Source organism: Bacillus sp. HU-1818, from assembly GCF_022695965.1.
Lineage (GTDB): Bacteria > Bacillota > Bacilli > Bacillales > Bacillaceae > Bacillus > Bacillus atrophaeus.
Genome location: NZ_JAAPBE010000002.1, coordinates 496,503 through 514,615 on the forward strand (window position 1 = coordinate 496,503; position 18,113 = coordinate 514,615).

The window sequence follows — 18,113 nt, forward strand, 5'->3', positions numbered from 1 at the left end:
CTTAGGGCTACAACCAAGAGAAAAACTCTCCGCCGCAGAACGTGTGACAGCAGGAGCGATGGCCGCGGCTGGATTCATACCGGTCGTCGGCTGGGCAGGCCGCGCCTTCAAAGGCGGAAAAGCCATCTACAAAACAGGAAAAGCCGCCATCGCCGCAGAACACGCTTTGGACGCCTACAAAACCGGCAAATCCTTAGACATTCTCAAAATGTCAGAAATGGGCGCATACGGCCTTATTGCTTCAAACGGATTCTCAGAAGCTGTGACAGGACGGGATATGTTTGGGAATAAAGTGTCTGAGGAGAAACGGAAGCAAGGAGCGCTGGAAGCGGCTTTAAGCTTAGTTGGAATTAGTTCTGCTCGTTATGTTGATAAATTGCAAAGAGTAAATGCTCCATATAATAATGTATCAATGCCCATTACAAAAAATAAGGATATTCCACAAAGAAATAGTAGAATTGAATACTTGCGAAATAAATATGGAAAATTATCGAAAGAGGAAATCCATCAAAGAATTAATTTAAGAGGAGAAGTACATCAAGAGCTGAATAGATTGATTAGTAAAGGAATAGGTAAGAAGCAAAGAGGACCTGCTATTGCTGGCGTACTTGATAAAAAAACTGGTAAGTACTTTTTTGGTATCAATGAAGCTAAAGGATACTCTCCGGAAATACAACATGGAATTATAAGAAATAGAATAGAAAATATGCCAATTGATTTAAAAACAGGTTACGAAAAAACTTTAGGTGCGGGTTCTCATGCTGAAGTCTATGCTTTAAATGATGCTCTATTGTCAAGACCTGATGCAAAGTTAGATGAATTTATGGTATATGTAATAAGTGCAAGGAAGATTAATAAGTTCATGCCACAAGGGTCGCCGATGCCAAGATGTCCGCACTGCGAATACATTACGGATAAGGCTCATTATATACCAGAGGTGCTTAATTATGGAAGAAAATGATAAATACACTAAAGACTTTGTTATTAAAAATGGTGTTAACTTTGATGATTTATGGTATACATCATACAGTGATGAGGTTCTGGATAATCCAGAAGATGAAGGGGGAAAACCTTTTACGGGATTAGCATACGAATTGTTCGGGAATGGTAGTCTAATGTATTTTTGTCACTATAAAGATGGTTTAGCTCATGGCTTAAATCGTGAGTTTTATAAAAGCGGTAATTTAAAGTGTGAAGAACATTTAAAGTATGGGTTAGTTAATGGTAAGAGTGTTTGCTGGCACGAGAATGGGAATATTAAATCAATAAGTGAAGTTGAACTTTCAGTTAATTTAGTTTATAAAGAATGGGATGAAAACGGAAAACTTCTAAATGAAAAAATATTAGAGCAAGATAAAAATAATGCTCAATATGTGACGTTATTAAAAAGAAGAGAAATTAATCGAAGTTTAGGAAGATCTTAAGATATTTAATAGTCTATACTAAACTATTTAGAAAAAGTTTAGCCTTTTAACAGGGTGATAATTGTAATTAATATAAATTTGTTTAAACTTGCCGAGATTAAATCGGCAAGTTTTTTAAATAATGATGCATAATAATGGACTGATTTCTATTAAAAAGCTGATAATTTGAAGTGTGGTGGAGAAGCAGATATTGCACAGTGATCAAATATCTAATTTACGTCCAATAAAGATCTTTGATCGCTGGGCAGGGGTGGAAAATCATTTAAAGCTAGAAAGCCAATTGAAAGAAGGGTGTGCTTTACTAATAAAAAGATTTAGTGGCTTCAATAGAGTCTAATTTGGCAATTGTAAGCGACAGCCTCGAACAATTGGAACCTTTTGTTCAAGATGTGCTGAATATATTTAGGCTATAGGTGCCGGCGTGCTAGACTATTGACTATCATACATAAAAGGATACAAATCCAAGAACTTTGGGGAAAAAAGACGATACATGGCTATTTGTTTTTAGCCAGGATATTCTTCAGGATTTTCATAAAACAAAATGTTAGTTATTAGATGTTGGCTGGTATCCAGACGGGGAGCGGCAGGAAACTACGGAATAGAGCTGATTCAAAACGGAGACTGCGAGAATTCTTTGGAAGAATTGGGTGTGGTGAGCCGAATGAATTAATGGAAAAGTTACATTTGATTTTGAAAAGGTGTTGCATATTCAATATGAAAAAATGTAACGTAATGAGAGGAGGGGAACTTTAATGCATGTTGAACAATTACATGATTTTAACCTAAACAATAAAGATCAGTTTATTGAAATTCAACAGTCACTTAAACATAAAATCAACATATCAAATCACATCGCTATAGACTCCATCAAAACCTGCGCAGGCGTTGATCTCGCCTATTGGGAGCAAGACGGCGAGCCATATGGGGTGTGCAGTATAATCGTCATTGACGCCGATACAAAAGAAATCATCGAAAAAGTCCACAGCATAGGCAAAATCAGTGTGCCGTATGTCGCGGGTTTTCTTGCGTTTCGTGAGCTGCCGCTGATCATTGAAGCGGCCAAAAAGCTGGAGATTGAGCCTGATGTGTTTCTTTTCGACGGGAATGGCTATCTGCATTATAATCAAATGGGCGTTGCCACACACGCGGCTTTTTTCCTCAACAAGCCGACAATAGGCATTGCCAAAACCTACCTCAAAATCAAAGACTGTAATTTCGTAATGCCTGTAAATGAAGTCGGCGCTTATACTGACATTGTCATTGACGGCGAGGTGTACGGCCGGGCGCTGCGTACTAGACAGGATGTAAAGCCTATTTTTCTGTCATGTGGAAACAATATCGATTTAGACAGCAGTTATCAAATTACAAAGAGCCTGATTAATCAAGAAAGCAGGCTGCCGATACCGGTTCGTCTGGCTGATCTTGAAACACATATCTTGCGAACGTTTTATCAGGAGAATCAGGTCTAAACATTTGCTGGCTAAGCTGCAAGTGTTTTTTACATGGAGAGAATATGATCTACCTCCGTCTTCAGATTAATTCCTGTATATCTGGCTTAAGTATACAGACGGGGACACTCCAGTGACTCTTTTGAACACTCTGCTAAAATGGTACGGATTAGAAAATCCTAACTTGTTGCTTACTTCCGTTATGTTTTTATTACTTTTTTTGAAAATATCAATCGCCTGTTCAATCAGCAGTTCATTTTTGTATGCTGTGATGCTTTTTCCGGTTTGTTTTCTGAAAAGGGAGGAAAGGTAGGCATAGTTCATGCCTAAAGCACTTTCAATATCTTTGCTGGCCAGCTTTTTATTTTTGTCCTGATGGAGTAATTCAATGATTTGGCTAATAATTCGGGAGGATCGCGAACAGACGATACGTCACTCGTCTTTCAAACGGAGCCGATTGGCCAGCCGAATCATGCAGAGATCACGCTTGTGCCGTTTTATGAGCTCCATCATCAGCGTTACTCCATCTACTGGTATCTCATGAATGAAGAGGAATATCTCCATTTTAAAGATGAAGAAAAAGAAAAACAGGAGAAGCTCAGAAGAATTACAGTTGATGAAGTGCAGCCAAATGAACAACAGCCGGAGGTCGAGTATCATTTGAAAAAAGAGAATTCATATTCCGGTTATTTAAATACTGTCCATAGCGGCTGGAGAGGCAGCAGAGGGGACGGGTTTTTGAAAACAGATCCGCAAAAAACGATGTGCCTGCTTGTCACTTATTTTGGGAGTGATGATACGCTGCTTGTGGATGAAAAGAGCTATGAACGTGATTTTGACATCATGATAGATCATCAAGGGATAGCCAGACAGCAGTTGAAATCAAATAAACCCGGCCAGCTTTTTGATGTGTGTTATGAAATCCCCTTTGAATTAACACAAGACAAGGAAAACGTAACGGTGACATTTAAGTCTCGTGAAGGAACGGCAGCCGGTGGAGTATATGGCGTAAGGATCATCAATGAAAGCGACTTTTCATTAGACACTTTATAAACCGAATATACAGGCAAGAGACTTATGGAAGAGGGAACAGTTAGCTGAAATAAAAGAGGAGATAACTGTCACAAAGCCTCATGCCGCAATTTTTTAAAGCTTTTACAGACTTGCTGATTTTGAATCACAGTCCAATACAAAAAACTTGCTGACCCGGGTCGCAAGTTTTTTTTGTGTGTTATTGATTTGTTTCAAATGTTTTCCGTGTCAGCCGAATAAAAGCCTCCAGCGGAGCGGACATCCACTTGTCCTTATGCCACGCCATTTGAGTAAAAACGGGGCATTCATTTTTCCACATCAGTTCCTTCATCCGGCCTGTTTCAATTTCTGTTTTCACTGTCATTGCAGGCAGTATAGCGATGCCGAGCCCTGCCATCACGCATTGTTTGATCGCTTCAATGCTGACAAATTCTAATTTGTTCGGGTATACACACGCTTCATTTAAAGTTTCCTCAAAGAGTGTGCGGTAGGAACAGCCGTTTTCCGTCAGTAAAAGGGTTTCATTTTGAAGATCCTGCGGTGATACTGGTGAGTCAGCGGAAAAGGGATGATCGATCGCCGCTACCATTTTAATCTCATCCGGGATCAGTGACTCGATGTGAAGTGCTTCATCCGGACGGTTTACATCCATCATAAAGGTCGCATCCAGCAAGCCCTGAAGGAGCTGTTCTTTCGCTTGCTCGTTGGAAATATAGGGTTTGAATATGAGTTTTACCTGCGGGAAAGCTTGTTTGAATTCTTTTATGATTGATGGAAGACGGTAGGTGCACTGGCTTTCTGTAGCTCCTATTTTTAATGTTCCTGTTGCTTCTTTTACTTTGTTTGCCGCCATTTTTGCTTCCTCGGTTAAAGTGATGATCTGCTCGGCGTAGCACTTAAACGTTCTGCCGGCTTCAGTTAACACGAGCCGCTTGCCAAGCCGTTCAAACAAGGGGGTTCCGATTTCTGCTTCAAGCGATTTAATCTGAGACGTGACACTGGATTGAGCGTAATTCAGCATCTTAGCGGTGAGGGTGAAATTCATCTGTTCTGCGGCCGTTTTAAAGGTGATCAGCTGTTTTAATTCCACCTGTCATCTTCCTTTCTAAATCGATTATACCGATTGATGTAATCGAAATAATCATCTGTATCGATTGATGAGTTCATTATAAGATAAAGAAAACCATTCGTAAATAAAGGAGCCGATGAATCATGAATATTGCAGTGATTAATGGAGGAACAAGGCCGGGCGGAAATACAGAGCTTCTCACGGAGAAAGCTGTTCAAGGGTCGGCTGCGGATAAAATCAATTTGCGTGATTACCGAATTGAGCCTATTGAGGATTTGCGCCACACTCAAGGCGGGTTTCAGGCAGTAGCAGATGACTATGATTCAATCATTGAACGTATCTTGCCGAACGACATTCTTATATTTGCTACGCCTATTTATTGGTACGGCATGTCAGGAACGTTGAAAAATTTTGTTGATCGGTGGTCACAGACCATGAGAGATCCGAAATACTGTGATTTTAAAACGAGCATGTCCGCCAAAAAGGCATATGTGATTGCAGTCGGAGGAGATGAACCCGCGAGAAAAGGACTGCCTTTGATTCAGCAGTTTGAATATATTTTCGATTTTATGGGGATTTCTTTTGGCGGTTATGTATTGGGAGAAGGCAACCGGCCCGGCGATATTTTACACGATCAACATTCATTGTCTGCTGCCAGCCAGTTATTGAAAAGAAGTGATTTTATATGAAAATTCTAATAGCTATACTCATTGGAATGCTGACTGTGGGATTATACTTATCTTTGAAATTTCAATCATCTGCAGAATGGACATATGTTAAAACAGAACCGCACAACGGTAATACAAATAAGCAATTTGTCCGAATGGCAGGGGGCACCTTACAAATAAAGTATAAAGTCACAAACGATGAAGATGAAGAAATGGTCTGCATGACAAACGGGATCTCCGGACCAAAATAAAAAAGCACCTGCACAGGTGCTTTTTCACAAATAAGGAACCACAAGCCCGCCGTATAAAAACGCCGCAATAATAAGAAAAGCGGGATGCAGCTTAAATTTTGTAAGGGCGAGGAGTGAAATACCCGCGATCACAAGAGATTGAATCCATCCGATGGCTTTGATGCCGTCTGCGCCAATTTGCCATGTGAGGATGAGCATCATCACGGCAATGACGGGCTGGACGGCCAGGGTCATGCCTTTGATCACCGGCGATTGACGGAAGCGCTGAATGATACGTAAAAGGACAATCAGTGCGAGAGCGGACGGCACAACAGTTGCGATCAGCGCAATCAGAAATCCGAGCCATCCGCCTGCGCTGTAGCCGACATAGGCCGCGATCTTCGTTGCGATCGGACCGGGCAGTGCGTTTGCGAGTGCGAGCATGTTTGAGAATTGGTCGTTTGACAGCCAGCTGTATCTGTTCACGACTTCTTCAAACATAAGCGGAATAGACGCAGGGCCGCCGCCGTATCCCAGAACATTTGCGATAAAAAACGCCAGAAATACATATAAAAAGATCATGAGGCGGACATTCCTTTGTCTTTATTATTTTTATTGGATATTTTGTTTTTCAGTTTAAAGTGAAATGCCCCGTATGCTAAGAAAATGATAATGACGATGCCAGGATTGATTTGCAGAAATTGAAGGCCGGTAAAAGCGATCATAAAAAACAGGATGCCGGTGACCCAGCCGAAACCTTTGAGCGCTTTTTGTCCAAACTCGTAAGCCATGATTCCGAGCATCACCGCGATAACAGGCGTCACAGCGCCGATCATACCTGCGACAACAGCCGAATGGCTTAAGACGTTAACGGCCGCAAACAAGGCAACCATGGCGAGACAGGTCGGCAGAATATGCGCGGCTGTCGCGATAATTGCACCCCATGTTCCCTTCAGTTTATAGCCTAAGTATGCCGCCATTTTTGTCGCGATCGGTCCGGGCAGCGCGTTGGCGATTGCCAGTATCTCTCCGAATTCATTATCATCAATCCACTTATATTTCGTAACGGCTTCATGGCGGATCAGCGGAATGACGGATGGTCCGCCGCCGAATCCCAATATTCCGGTACGCACCATGGCAGCCGTCATATCCCGATAAACATGGTTTTTCATCAGTTTCTCCCCTTTACAGCTTCATTCCCATACGGCTTTTATATCGTTTGATCAGCATCTGGCAATCGACACTGACAACTCCCTGCAGCGGATACAGCCGTTTTGTCAGAAATTGTTCCATTTCTTGGTCATTTGCAAATATTCCGTGCATGTGCAGTTTACTCGGCCCTGTCATGTGATAAAGGCTTGTGACCGCGGGTTCTTCCTCAAGCTGTAAGGCAACTTCCTCTAAGTACTGCGGTTCCACCTCGACATTAAAAAACACGGAGACGTGAATCCCGATTTTAGCGGGATTGATCACGGCGGTGAATTTTTCGATGACGCCGGTTTCGATGAGCTGATTAATCCGTGACTGAACGGCGACGCGTGATAAACCGACCCTTTTCCCAAGATCGGTATAGGAAATCCTGCCTTCCTCATGCAAAATGGTCAGAATTTGTTTATCTATATCATCAACAACGAGATTAGGAATTTGATATTCATTTGCCATTTGCTCCACCTGCTTTCTTTAACCTTTTAGAAAACATTTTATCACATAAAATTCGTTTCGCATGAAGAAATTTCACTTTGTTTTCATAAAGAATGCAAATTGGTTATTTTATTTTCGAAAAGTAAATAGTTCGTCAGTTTTTCTTCCTCATTAATAGATGGCAGAAAGGAAGCTCCTTATACTAAAGAAAATTTCTCAAAAAGGGGCCTTGGCATGAACAAATCAATCATCGGAACAAAGCAAATGGTCGTCAGTCCGCATTATCTCGCATCGCAAGCGGGAAACCGCATCCTTGAAAAAGGAGGAAACGCATTTGACGCCGCCGTGGCGGTGAGTGCTTGTCTTGCTGTTGTGTACCCGCATATGACAGGGCTTGGCGGTGATTCCTTTTGGCTGACCTTTCATCATGAAACGGGCGACATGAGAGCATATAATGGAAGCGGCCGTTCAGGCAAAAACGTGACGAGAGAGGTGTATAAGGGAAAAAAGGCGATTCCGCTTCGGGGGATCGAGAGCGCCATTACAGTTCCGGGAATGGTTGACAGCTGGGATGCCGTGCTGAAGGAGTATGGAAGCATGTCACTGGCGGATGTGCTGGAGCCCGCGCTTGAGTATGCTGTGAATGGGTTTCCTGTATCTGCTGATCAATGCCGTCATACAAATCGCAACCTTGAGCTGCTGGCGTCTATGCCTTATACGGCTGATATTTTCACGAGAGTTGGCAAAGCGCCTGTGCCGGGAGAGCGGTTTAAGCAAAAAGAGCTTGCGGACAGCTTGAAAATGATTGCTGAAAAAGGGCGAAGCGCATTTTATGAGGGAGATGTCGCCCAAATGATTGTTGCGTATTTGCAAAATAACGGAAGCTTTTTGACGTTTGCTGATTTTAAGGAGCACCGGGGCGAGTGGGCGGAGCCTGTGTCAACAGATTACCGCGGGTACAGCGTGTATCAGGCACCGCCGAATTCTCAAGGCTTTACGGGGCTGATGACACTGAATATGTTGGAAAACTATGATTTCAGCCAAATTGAGCACGGTTCTTTTGAATACTATCATGTACTTGTAGAAGCGCTGAAAAAAAGCTTTCTGGATCGAAATGCCGTGCTGACCGATCCTGCGTTTTCTGACATTCCGCTTGAGAAACTTTTGGATAAGAGCTATGCGAAGCAGCTGGCGGCGGAGATCGGCTATACCGCTGAAGCAGCAGAAAGCAGGCCTGTGGGGAGCGACACTGCATATGCGGCGGTTATTGATACGGACGGCAACGCGGTGTCATTTATTCAAAGCCTGTATTTTGAGTTCGGATCAGCTGTAACAGCCGGAGAGACCGGCATTCTGCTGCAAAACCGCGGCTCATTTTTCTCATTGGATGAACTTCATGTTAATACCCTTGAGCCTAAAAAGCGCACCTTCCATACGCTGATGCCGGCGATGGTGTGCAAGGACGGAAAACCGAAGATTCTGTACGGCACGCAAGGCGGTGAAGGCCAGCCGCAGACTCAGACGGCCATCATCACCCGGATGCTCGATTACGGAATGCATCCTCAGCAGGCGATCAACGAGCCGCGCTGGGTATGGGGCCGGACGTGGGGAGAGGATTATGAAGGGCTCAGGATGGAAGGCAGGATAGAACCGGAAACGATAGAAAAGCTCAGAGAAAGCGGCCATGTAGTGGAGGTCGTCAGTAATTTTGACAGGCTGATGGGACACGCCGGAGCTATTTTGATAGATGATGAGCATTTTCTCCAAGGCGGCGCCGATCCGCGGGGAGACGGGGCTGCGGTTGGGATCTGAGGAAACGTTTAGAAGAAAATGCACATATAAATAAAGATCACTAGAAACAAACACGTGCCAAACAGATTGTAGATATATTGTTTTTCTTCCGGTTCATACTTCCATTCCATAAAGGTGCGAAATGAGCTAAGCAAGAGAAAGAATAAGATAAGCATATACTCTGTGGGAAAATAGATGAGCGCAATGAGATAACTAATGAGCAGAACAATCTCCAGCCATCTCTGTGTGCTGTTTACAGGCTTATAACGCCAGCCCGGCTTATGTATGCCGAGTTTTTTCTTAGCATAGAAATGAAAGGCTGTACTGAAAGCCGCGGCGATCAGCATTAAAATAATAAAGTGCAGCGTACTCATATAAAAACCCCCAACGATTAAGTCTTCATTTTTTATACGAAGCGGCGGGGCAGAAGTTTCATAGAAAAAAACACCCGGAAGTTACTCCGGGTGTCCTATATCAGCGGTGTTTGTCTGCTGTTGAAAGATGTTCTTCATTTTATCCCAGGCGATTTCTGTATTTTCATCGAGATCAAATAAGCCCGAGTTGCCGATGATGAAAATATCATTTCCCGCTTCTGCAAGCGTGCGGAAGGTTTTTTCATTACAAGAGCCGTCTACTTCAATACCATACGTATAGTGGTTCGTCTCTCTCCATTTTTTTGCGGCACGGATTTTTTCTGTCATTTCTGCGATAAACGGCTGTCCGGCAAAGCCCGGATCGACCGTCATAATCGTGAGCTTATCAATCAGATGCACGTACGGGCTGATCCAATCAAGCGGTGTGGCAGGGTTCAGCACGATCCCGACCTTTGCGCCATAATCCTTGATTTTTCTGATCAGCCGGAATGCATTCCGGTTAATGGTCTCGGCGTGCACGCTGATATAATCTGCGCCTGCCTCAGCCGTCATGTCTATGAAATCTTCAGGCTTTTCGACCATCAGGTGCGCGTCAATAGGGAGGTCCGTCATCATTCTAAGCTGGCTGATGAAAAACGGAGACAGCGTGATGTTTTTCACGAAATGGCCGTCCATGATATCAACATGGTACATATCGGCCCGGCTGTTTAAAATCGAAATCTGCTCGGTGAATTTCGTTAAATCCATACACATTAAAGAAGGCGAAAATTGGTATTTCATCATGTATACCCCGCTTTAGTTGAATAGTTGAATGATCCAGCCAAGGATAATGCCGATAATGCCAAAGTCTGAATCACCGTATGTGGTTCCTTCAAACCCGAGGGAACCGAGAACCGGCAAGAGAAGCGCCGGCAGAAAAGAAATAAGGAGACCATTGGCAAACGCTCCGATCACGGATCCGCGAACTCCGCCGGTCGCGTTGCCATAAACCCCGGCCGCCGCTCCTGTGAAAAAATGAGGGACAAGTCCGGGAACAATGACACTGAGGCTGAAGATCGGAAGAAGGAAAATCGAGACAACCCCCGCCAGAAAACTGGATAGAAATCCGATAATTACGGCGTTTGGCGCAAAAGGAAAGACCGTCGGACAGTCGAGAGCGGGCTTGGCGCCTTTTACAAGTTTTTCAGCGATGCCTTTAAAGGCAGGCACAATTTCCGCGATCACCATCCTTACGCCGGCTAAAATGATATACACACCGGCAGCGAAGGTAATGGCCTGCATGAAGGAATAAACAAGATAATGGCTGCCGCCGCTTAACGATGATTCAATGTAACCCTTCCCTGCAAAAGGGGCGACAATAAAGAAAAGAAGGGCCATCGTTAATGAAATCGAGACTGACGTATCACGCAGAAACCCTAATGATTTTGGGACTTTAATGTCCTCTGTCGAATGGGCAGTATTGCCGACACGCTTGCCGAGAAAACCGGCGATAAAGTAGCCGACAGAGCCGAAATGCCCGAGGGCAAGATCGTCACTTCCGGTGATTTTCTTTGTATAAGGCTGAAGAATCGCAGGTGATAGAACCATAAGCCCCCCTAGAATAATGGCCCCGGCTGCAATGAGCGGAACGCCGCTGACGCCGCCGGTGATCAGCACGGCAGAGATCAGCGAAGCCATGTAGAGAATGTGATGGCCGGTCAAGAAAATATATTTGAACGGTGTCAGCCGCGCCAGCAGAATGTTAACAATCATGCCGAAAATCATAATTAATGCCGTTTCTGTTCCAAATGTTTTTTGGGCAATCGCTGAAATTGCATCGGTATTCGGAACGATGCCTTTAATATGGAATGCCTTTTCGAACATGCTGCTGAATACGGCGAGGGAATCGGAGACAATGGCGGCCCCGGCGCTGAGAATGACAAAGCCCATGGCTGTTTTCAGTGTGCCTGACACGGTATCAGCCGCGTTTTTCTTTTGCAGGAGAAGACCGGCTAAGGCGAAAAGTCCGATTAAAATTGCCGGAGTTCCGAGGAAATCGTTTATTAGAAAATCAATCATACGTTGCACCCCCGTTGTCTGTCTTTTTTTGTTTACAAGTTATTCAGGATGGCTTCTTTGATTTCATTTTGATCGAGCAGGTTTTTGAGACCGGCTACCGTACGGGTGCCGTCATCAAGGCTCGACACGATGTCCGTTGAGCCGAGGTACAGATCCGCTGTCTCTGTTTTGCTTGAAGTGAGATCTGTATGGGAAACTTCTGCTTCAATGTTCAGTTCCTCAATTATTTTTTTCACATTCATTTCAACAATAAAGCTTGAACCGAGTCCGTTTCCGCAAACGATCAATATTTTTTTCATCTGAATCTCTCCTATATTGAGTATTTTTTAATCAGCGTCAGCACTTGTTCCGTCGATTCTGCGTTTATTAAATATTGAATGTTTTCCGGATCTCCCAGCATATTTGTCAGCTGGGAAAGCGCTTTTAAATGGGTTTCATTGTCGATCGCCGCAAGTACGATGATCAGCTGGGCTGTATGCTCGGGCTGATCTGAAAACGAAACGCCTTCTTTCAGTCTCAAAAAGCTCATTCCGATTTTGTTGACGCCATCCTCAGGCCTCGCGTGGGGAATGGCTACCTTTGGCGTAATGACAATATAGGGGCCGAGCGTTTTGATCGTGTTGATCATGGCCTCAATGTATTGAGGGGTGATAGAGCCGTCATCCAAAAGCGGTTTTGCTGCCAGGCGGATAGCTTCCTCCCAGTTGCGGGCAGAGTGGGTCATTGTGATGTTTTGGTGTGTCATTAATTCAGCAAGCATTGGTTTATCATTCGCCTCCTTTTTGTGTTTGTACGGCTGTCCTAAGTATTCGGCAACTTCTTGTAACAGCTCATTTTTATGGAATACATCTGCATGTTTTTCGATGATTGTCATCAAATCGCGGGCGCATGGGTGGAAACGGGAAGCTGCGCCTGAAAGAGTGTCCACTTTTTTCAGCAGGCTGATTTTTTCCTGGCTATTTAATATCGGATTGACAATAAATACAGGGATGCCTCTGTCAGGAAGCGGTGCGGTTGAAATCAGAAAGTCTGCATCAAGCGCCATCGTTTCATAGACCCGGCTTGAGATTGTGCGTAAAATATCGACATTCGGCAAAAGATCCTCAATCTGGCTTTGCAAAATCTTTGAAGTACCGATCCCGCCGGGGCAGACAATGACGGTTGTTTTTCTGCTGGAGGGAACCACACCTTCACGTTTCATCCATCCGCCGAAATGCATGGCGATAAACGCTGTTTCTTCACTGCTGATGGTGTGTCTGACCTCTTTTTCGAGATGATGAACAACCTTTTTGGTCAAATTGTATATGTCGCTGTATTTCGTCTGAATGGAGGCCGCCACATCACTTTCATTGTTGGAGATGTCGTATTTGATTCTGTAATACGCAGATCTCAAGTGAAGCGTCAGGTGTTTCCTCAGGCTTTCAGGATCTTGAAAAAGCACGCAGGCATAGCGCTGAAAATCCACGACCATTTTGTCAGCAATGTCATGAATGTCCAGCTCGCCCGCTGTCAGACAGGATGCGGGAAACTGGCTGATCTTTGCCCCTAACAGGTGAGTCGTAAAGTAACACAGTTCTTGCTCAGGAATAAAAGCTTCCTCAGGCAGAGCGGTTTCAAATGCTTGGTTGGCTGCCTTGTACTCCTTCGTTTGCCGGATGGCGTACTGTTCCGCTTGGTCCAATTCAATTTCCTTTCCCGCTTTTATTCTGATAAGAAATAGGGTGAAGTGAACGCTTAAGCTGTTCAGCACGTAATCGGCATATTTGATTTGAAGCAGGCCTTCGCAATTCAGCAGAATGGAACGCATCTTCCGGATAAGCGGCTCACAGGCGGTTCCGTCGGGACAAAGGTCAGCAGTTATGGATTTGCTGCCGTTTTTTTGCATCAGTTTATTCGTGTATTCCGCCAGCAGCTTGCGTTTTTGCTGTTCAAGCCCAGACATAAAATAGCCTTTTTCCTTATTGAAAGAAAGTACGATGCTGAAGGTCTTCAGTTTTTCACGGATTTGCTTCATGTCCTGTATGGCAGTATTGCGGCTGACTCTGTTCAAAATGATAAAGTCTTGCAGGAGATGACGGCTGCTCCTTATTAAAAGGCGAACGATGACTCTTGCCTGACGTTCGGAGGGAGAAAATTCATAGCTGTTATGTGTGAACGTTTTCATTTCTGATAAAAGGGATTTTTTTGTGTTGTCTTCCAAATAGAAACCTAAGGAACGCATCCTTTTAATCGGTGATAATCCCGTCTCCTTCAGCCAGCCGTTAATTTTTTCAATGTCATAATACAGCGTTCTTCGAGAAATCTTTAAATGCTCGGTCAACTCGCTGCCAGTAACATAAGAGTTGGTGTTCATGACCAGATTAAGAATTGCTGAACTTCTTTGGTCCAAAGGCATGATGATCAGCTCCTTATGTCCACATAATATCGGTCTGCCGTCCTTCATCCGGCTCGTGCTTAATTAAATTGTAACGGGGAGGGCCGGAATTTATAAGACCAAATCAGTGCAATCGGTTTGTGCAAACATAAAGACGGTTAAACATATACCTTTGTCATTTAGAATTTCAGCCGGTTGAAGAGATATAAGTAAGCTAAACAAAAAGACCTCCATTAGGAGGTCTTTTTGACTAGTTCTTTCTATTATAATAGTTTCATTTGTTAAGTAGGACGGATCAGTGTAAATTCCTCTCCGAGCTTGGAATATTGATTTCCCGCCAGTCTTGCGACAGCCTTTAATTCCTCGGTGATAACGTACCCTTTCTCCTTGTCATATACACGTTCATCTAAATGAAAACAGACAACTCTTCCAATCAGCAGATCTGTCGTAACCGAGCCTTTATCATTTTCAAATGTGATATGCCGCTCTAATTTGCATTCAAAGCGAATGCGTGCTTCTTTAATGCCGGGAACTGACACACAGGCGCTTTCTGCTATATGCAGGGCGGTTTGCTCAACTTCGCTTTCCTCAGGGCTCAATCTTGCAGCGGTTTTATTAATTTCTTCAATGATATCCTCATCACTGACATGTACGACAAATTCACCGCTGTATATTGCGTTTCTTGCTGTATCTTTTTGAATGCCTTCTGCCCTGGCGACGGAAATGCCGAGAAGCGGCGGATTGGAGCTGATGACGTTAAAGAAACTGAATGGCGCTGCATTGACAGCTTTGTTTGTGGAAGAAAGCGTTGTGACAAAAGCGACGGGTCTTGGGATAACAGCTCCAGACAGTAATTTGTAAGTGTCTTTTGCACTGAGCTGCTCCGCTCGAAATGTGTACATAATATCAGCCACCTTATGTGTTAGTATGTGTTGATTATATAACCAAACCCGTTAAAGTAAAACAATTGAAGGAGGGTTGCATATTCTAAGTCGTGACATATATCTGATATGGGGGAGAAACAAAACATTCGAGCCGGAAAATGAAAAATAGGCTTCCGTATGCCGGCAGCCTATTGGTAACGTATTCAGTTCAGGGCAAAGTTATTTATATTTCTTTTTCACTGTCCAAACATTGCCGTCTTTCCAGAACTCTTTTTTGCTGTGGTAATAGTCTTTTTTGTAGCTGCGTGAACGTTTAGAGCAGAAGTGTTTGTGTGAGCGATATGATTTCTTATGGCTGCGGGATTTTTTCTTGTGAGAACAGAATGATTTTTTATGGCTGCGAGATTTTTTCTTGTGAGAACAGAATGATTTTTTGTAGCTGCGAGATTTTTTCTTGTGAGAACAGAATGATTTTTTGTAGCTGCGAGATTTTTTCTTGTGTGAACGGTATGACTTTTTGTAGCTGCGAGATTTCTTGTGAGAACAGAATGACTTTTTGTGGCTGCGAGATTTCTTGTGAGAACAGAATGACTTTTTGTGGCTGCGAGATTTCTTGTGAGAACAGTACGACTTTTTGTGGCTGCGAGATTTCTTGTGAGAACAGTACGACTTTTTGTGGCTGCGAGATTTCTTGTGAGAACAGTACGACTTTTTGTGGCTGCGAGATTTCTTGTGAGAACAGTACGACTTTTTATGGCTGCGTTTTTTTCCATGTGGCTCTTGGTATAAATAATCCTTTAAACCTTCTTTTTTTGCAGATTTCACCGCTTTTTGAATATCAGAATGGGAATAGTGGCCCATTTTGAAACCCTCCTTTTTATCATTTGCTTAAGGATTAATATCCTTACTAACCTCATAGTACGCAGTGATGTAAAAAGTGTATAAGTGTTCCGCTGAGTTCTGAAAAATAATAGTGCCTAAATATGGGAGGAGGACTCCTGATGGAAAAACAATCGACATTACCGCTTTATCAGCTGTTTATTCATCCTAAAGATTTACGGGAGCTTAAAAAAGATATTTGGGACGATGATCCTGTCCCGGGTGTGATGAAAGTGAATCATAAAAGGCTTGATATTGACATTGCTTATCGAGGGTCGCATATCAGAGATTTCAAGAAAAAATCATACCATATCGAGTTTTTTCAGCCTAAAATATTCCGCGGCGCACATGAAATTCACTTGAATGCCGAGTATAAAGATCCCTCACTTATGAGAAATAAACTCTCCTTGGATTTTTTCTCAGAGCTGGGGACTTTATCGCCTAAAGCGAATTATGTATATGTGAAAATAAATGGGAAAAATGAAGGGATCTATCTTGAGCTTGAGTCAGTGGATGAGCATTTTTTAGCGAAGCGTAAAGAAGCGAAGGGCGCCATTTTTTATGCGGTTGATGATGACGCTAATTTCTCTTTGATGAGTGATCTGGAAAAAGAAACGAAAACATCTCTTGAACTTGGGTATGAAAAGAAGACGGGGACCGAGCAGGATGACTTCTATTTGCAGGACATGATTTTTAAAATTAATACAGTGCCTAAAGCCCAATTTAAAGAAGAGATTACAAAGCATATAGATGTGGATAAATATTTGCGCTGGCTTGCGGGCATTGTGTTCACATCAAATTATGATGGGTTTGTTCATAACTATGCGCTGTACCGGAGCAGTGAAACCGGCCTGTTTGAGGTCATTCCCTGGGACTATGATGCGACTTGGGGAAGAGATATACACGGGGAGCGGATGGCTGCCGATTATGTAAGGATTCAAGGGTTTAATACACTAACAGCCAGAATTCTCGATGAATCTCATTTCCGCAAGGCATATCAGCAGCTTTTAGAAAAAACGCTTCAAACGCATTTTACAATTGATTATATGAAACCGAAAGTCATGGCGCTGCATGAAGGAATCAGGCCTTTTGTCCTGACTGATCCATACAAAAAGGATGATATCGAGCGTTTTGACCGGGAGCCTGATGTCATTTGCCAGTACATTAAAGAGCGTGCGAAGTTTATCAAAAGCGAATTATATCGTTTATCATGATGTTGAAAAAACGGGGCGGCTTCCAGAAGATGGAGCGCCTTTTTTCGTTTTTCTGATGTAACAGATAAGTTGGTTACATACTTCCGGAGACTTCTTTGACTGCCTTCGATATATCAACAAATTGTCTCAGCACGGGATTCTGGCTGTCTTTTCTGTATGCAATGATCCATTCCGCTTTGAGCTGAAAATCATTAACGCTTCGGTAAGTTACATCGAGATTAAACAGCCTTCTGGCAGAGGAAGGGACAATGGTAATGCCGATGCCCGCTGTCACAAGTCCGATCACCATCTGGTATTCGGTTGCCTCCTGCACAATGTTCGGAACAAATCCGGCCTCTTCGCAAAGCTTTATAAAATCCGTATACAAAGTGGGCCACGCTTCTTTTGCCAAGGTTATGATAGGCTCATTGGCCAAATCTTTGACGCTGATAGATGTTTTTAATGCGAGCGGATGCTGTTTTGGCAATGCCAATATGCATGGGCTGCTTTTCGTTGTTTCGGTATGTAATTCCGGATGAACCAATGGCGGGTGAAGAATGCCGATGTCAATATTCCCCTTTAACAGTTCCTCCTCCTGCCTGTGTGAAGAGATTTCTTGAAGTTCGATTTTGACGGAGGGGAACGTTTTCCGATATTCCCGAATGATCGGCGGCAGAAATTCATAGGTGGCTGAGCCGACAAATCCGATGACAAGGTGTCCGTGTTCTCCCCGCGCGGTTCGCTGCGCCATTTCAATCGCCTGATCAATTTGGGTCAGCGCCATCCGGCATTGTTTTAAAAAAATTTCCCCGGCTGCTGTCAGCTGTACAATTCTCTTTGTCCGCTTCAGTAACGTAACCCCCAGCTCCTTCTCAAGCTGTTTGATCTGCTGGCTGAGCGGGGGCTGCGTCATATTCAGGCGCAGAGCCGCTTTACCGAAATGAAGCTCTTCAGCGACTGCGATAAAGTATTGAAGGTGGCGAAGCTCCATAGATTATGCATTCCTTTCTCTGGTAATTAATTCGTAAAACATATTAATCATAAGTCG

At 43.6% G+C, this 18,113-nt stretch carries 21 protein-coding genes and 1 pseudogene; 9 read left to right on the top strand and 13 right to left on the bottom strand.

The genetic code is table 11. The features are described 5' to 3' along the window. Nucleotides 1–19 precede the first annotated feature (19 nt). The 4 genes and pseudogenes from GXP75_RS21500 to GXP75_RS07875 all read left to right on the top strand — a co-directional run. Nucleotides 20–961: pseudogene (locus GXP75_RS21500) on the top strand (YwqJ-related putative deaminase); the annotation flags it as partial. After that, entirely contained in the window at nt 948–1,424 is a 477-nt protein-coding gene (locus tag GXP75_RS07870) for a toxin-antitoxin system YwqK family antitoxin (protein WP_242556521.1), read from the top strand. The pseudogene GXP75_RS21500 and the gene GXP75_RS07870, both read left to right, overlap by 14 nt. A 541-nt stretch (nt 1,425–1,965) precedes the next feature. Further along, entirely contained in the window at nt 1,966–2,094 is a 129-nt protein-coding gene (locus tag GXP75_RS21410; RefSeq protein WP_268530870.1) for a hypothetical protein, read from the top strand. Between the two features lie 82 nt (nt 2,095–2,176). Continuing rightward, nucleotides 2,177–2,893, top strand: coding sequence for an endonuclease V (locus GXP75_RS07875; protein WP_242556522.1), 717 nt, complete (start codon nt 2,177–2,179; stop codon nt 2,891–2,893). Between the two features lie 66 nt (nt 2,894–2,959). Here GXP75_RS07875 and GXP75_RS07880 read toward each other — a convergent pair whose 3' ends face one another. Next, on the bottom strand, nt 2,960–3,196 hold the full coding sequence (locus GXP75_RS07880) for a helix-turn-helix domain-containing protein (RefSeq protein ID WP_242556523.1): 237 nt from the start codon (nt 3,194–3,196) through the stop codon (nt 2,960–2,962). Nucleotides 3,197–3,265: 69 nt separating this feature from the next. On the opposite strand from GXP75_RS07880, the gene GXP75_RS07885 reads away from it, so the two are divergent. Then, nucleotides 3,266–3,925 carry a DUF6805 domain-containing protein gene (locus GXP75_RS07885; RefSeq protein ID WP_242556524.1) on the top strand — a complete coding sequence of 220 codons (660 nt, stop codon included), beginning with the start codon at nt 3,266–3,268 and terminating at the stop codon, nt 3,923–3,925. 178 nt (nt 3,926–4,103) lie between these two features. On the opposite strand, the gene GXP75_RS07890 is transcribed toward GXP75_RS07885, so the two are convergent. After that, nucleotides 4,104–4,994, bottom strand: coding sequence for a LysR family transcriptional regulator (locus tag GXP75_RS07890; protein ID WP_106044697.1), 891 nt, complete (start codon nt 4,992–4,994; stop codon nt 4,104–4,106). A gap of 122 nt (nt 4,995–5,116) precedes the next feature. On the opposite strand from GXP75_RS07890, the gene GXP75_RS07895 reads away from it, so the two are divergent. Both GXP75_RS07895 and GXP75_RS07900 read left to right on the top strand, forming a co-directional pair. Continuing rightward, a complete protein-coding gene (locus GXP75_RS07895) occupies nt 5,117–5,662 on the top strand; it encodes a flavodoxin family protein (RefSeq protein WP_150224583.1) in 546 nt (181 codons plus the stop codon). After that, nucleotides 5,659–5,892, top strand: a complete 234-nt coding sequence (locus tag GXP75_RS07900; RefSeq protein ID WP_242556525.1) for a hypothetical protein — start codon at nt 5,659–5,661, stop codon at nt 5,890–5,892. Before GXP75_RS07895 ends, GXP75_RS07900 begins: the two co-directional genes overlap by 4 nt. A 24-nt stretch (nt 5,893–5,916) precedes the next feature. Here the strand turns inward: GXP75_RS07900 and chrA are convergent, their stop codons facing one another. Genes chrA through chrS form a run of 3 tightly spaced genes read right to left on the bottom strand, consistent with a single transcriptional unit; the run spans nt 5,917 to nt 7,533 of the window. Next, the gene (gene chrA, locus GXP75_RS07905; RefSeq protein ID WP_242556526.1) at nt 5,917–6,453 is read right to left on the bottom strand and encodes a chromate efflux transporter ChrA; all 537 of its coding nucleotides are present in this window, start codon (nt 6,451–6,453) and stop codon (nt 5,917–5,919) included. Then, the gene (gene chrB / locus GXP75_RS07910) at nt 6,450–7,043 is read right to left on the bottom strand and encodes a chromate efflux transporter ChrB (protein ID WP_242556527.1); all 594 of its coding nucleotides are present in this window, start codon (nt 7,041–7,043) and stop codon (nt 6,450–6,452) included. Before chrB ends, chrA begins: the two co-directional genes overlap by 4 nt. A gap of 13 nt (nt 7,044–7,056) precedes the next feature. Next, entirely contained in the window at nt 7,057–7,533 is a 477-nt protein-coding gene (gene chrS / locus GXP75_RS07915) for a chromate efflux transcriptional regulator ChrS (RefSeq protein WP_214916222.1), read from the bottom strand. Nucleotides 7,534–7,746: 213 nt separating this feature from the next. Here chrS and ggt point away from each other — a divergent pair, with 213 nt between their 5' ends. Next, nucleotides 7,747–9,324 (top strand): gamma-glutamyltransferase, encoded by a 1,578-nt coding sequence (ggt, locus tag GXP75_RS07920; RefSeq protein ID WP_214916224.1) that lies wholly within the window; start codon nt 7,747–7,749, stop codon nt 9,322–9,324. Between the two features lie 8 nt (nt 9,325–9,332). Here ggt and GXP75_RS07925 read toward each other — a convergent pair whose 3' ends face one another. From GXP75_RS07925 to GXP75_RS07955, 7 genes are all read right to left on the bottom strand, one after another. Further along, the gene (locus GXP75_RS07925; RefSeq protein WP_061570856.1) at nt 9,333–9,677 is read right to left on the bottom strand and encodes a DUF4181 domain-containing protein; all 345 of its coding nucleotides are present in this window, start codon (nt 9,675–9,677) and stop codon (nt 9,333–9,335) included. A gap of 81 nt (nt 9,678–9,758) precedes the next feature. Continuing rightward, nucleotides 9,759–10,457 (bottom strand): D-allulose 6-phosphate 3-epimerase, encoded by a 699-nt coding sequence (gene alsE, locus GXP75_RS07930; protein WP_214916228.1) that lies wholly within the window; start codon nt 10,455–10,457, stop codon nt 9,759–9,761. A gap of 15 nt (nt 10,458–10,472) precedes the next feature. Next, nucleotides 10,473–11,735 carry a PTS ascorbate transporter subunit IIC gene (locus tag GXP75_RS07935; RefSeq protein WP_242556528.1) on the bottom strand — a complete coding sequence of 421 codons (1,263 nt, stop codon included), beginning with the start codon at nt 11,733–11,735 and terminating at the stop codon, nt 10,473–10,475. A 32-nt stretch (nt 11,736–11,767) separates the two neighbouring features. Next, complete coding sequence (locus tag GXP75_RS07940) at nt 11,768–12,034, bottom strand: PTS sugar transporter subunit IIB (RefSeq protein WP_063638109.1); 267 nt, start codon at nt 12,032–12,034, stop codon at nt 11,768–11,770. Nucleotides 12,035–12,045: 11 nt separating this feature from the next. Next, nucleotides 12,046–14,130: a BglG family transcription antiterminator gene (locus GXP75_RS07945; protein ID WP_242556529.1), complete on the bottom strand. Its 2,085-nt coding sequence runs from the start codon at nt 14,128–14,130 to the stop codon at nt 12,046–12,048. A gap of 260 nt (nt 14,131–14,390) precedes the next feature. Beyond that, on the bottom strand, nt 14,391–15,011 hold the full coding sequence (locus GXP75_RS07950; protein ID WP_242556530.1) for a flavin reductase family protein: 621 nt from the start codon (nt 15,009–15,011) through the stop codon (nt 14,391–14,393). A 201-nt stretch (nt 15,012–15,212) separates the two neighbouring features. Beyond that, nucleotides 15,213–15,854 (bottom strand): CotG/ExsB N-terminal domain-containing protein, encoded by a 642-nt coding sequence (locus GXP75_RS07955; protein WP_242556531.1) that lies wholly within the window; start codon nt 15,852–15,854, stop codon nt 15,213–15,215. Nucleotides 15,855–15,994: 140 nt separating this feature from the next. On the opposite strand from GXP75_RS07955, the gene cotH reads away from it, so the two are divergent. Then, nucleotides 15,995–17,086 carry a spore coat protein CotH gene (cotH, locus tag GXP75_RS07960; RefSeq protein ID WP_106044707.1) on the top strand — a complete coding sequence of 364 codons (1,092 nt, stop codon included), beginning with the start codon at nt 15,995–15,997 and terminating at the stop codon, nt 17,084–17,086. Between the two features lie 73 nt (nt 17,087–17,159). Here cotH and alsR read toward each other — a convergent pair whose 3' ends face one another. After that, nucleotides 17,160–18,056: an acetoin biosynthesis transcriptional regulator AlsR gene (alsR, locus tag GXP75_RS07965; RefSeq protein ID WP_214916242.1), complete on the bottom strand. Its 897-nt coding sequence runs from the start codon at nt 18,054–18,056 to the stop codon at nt 17,160–17,162. Nucleotides 18,057–18,113 lie beyond the last annotated feature (57 nt).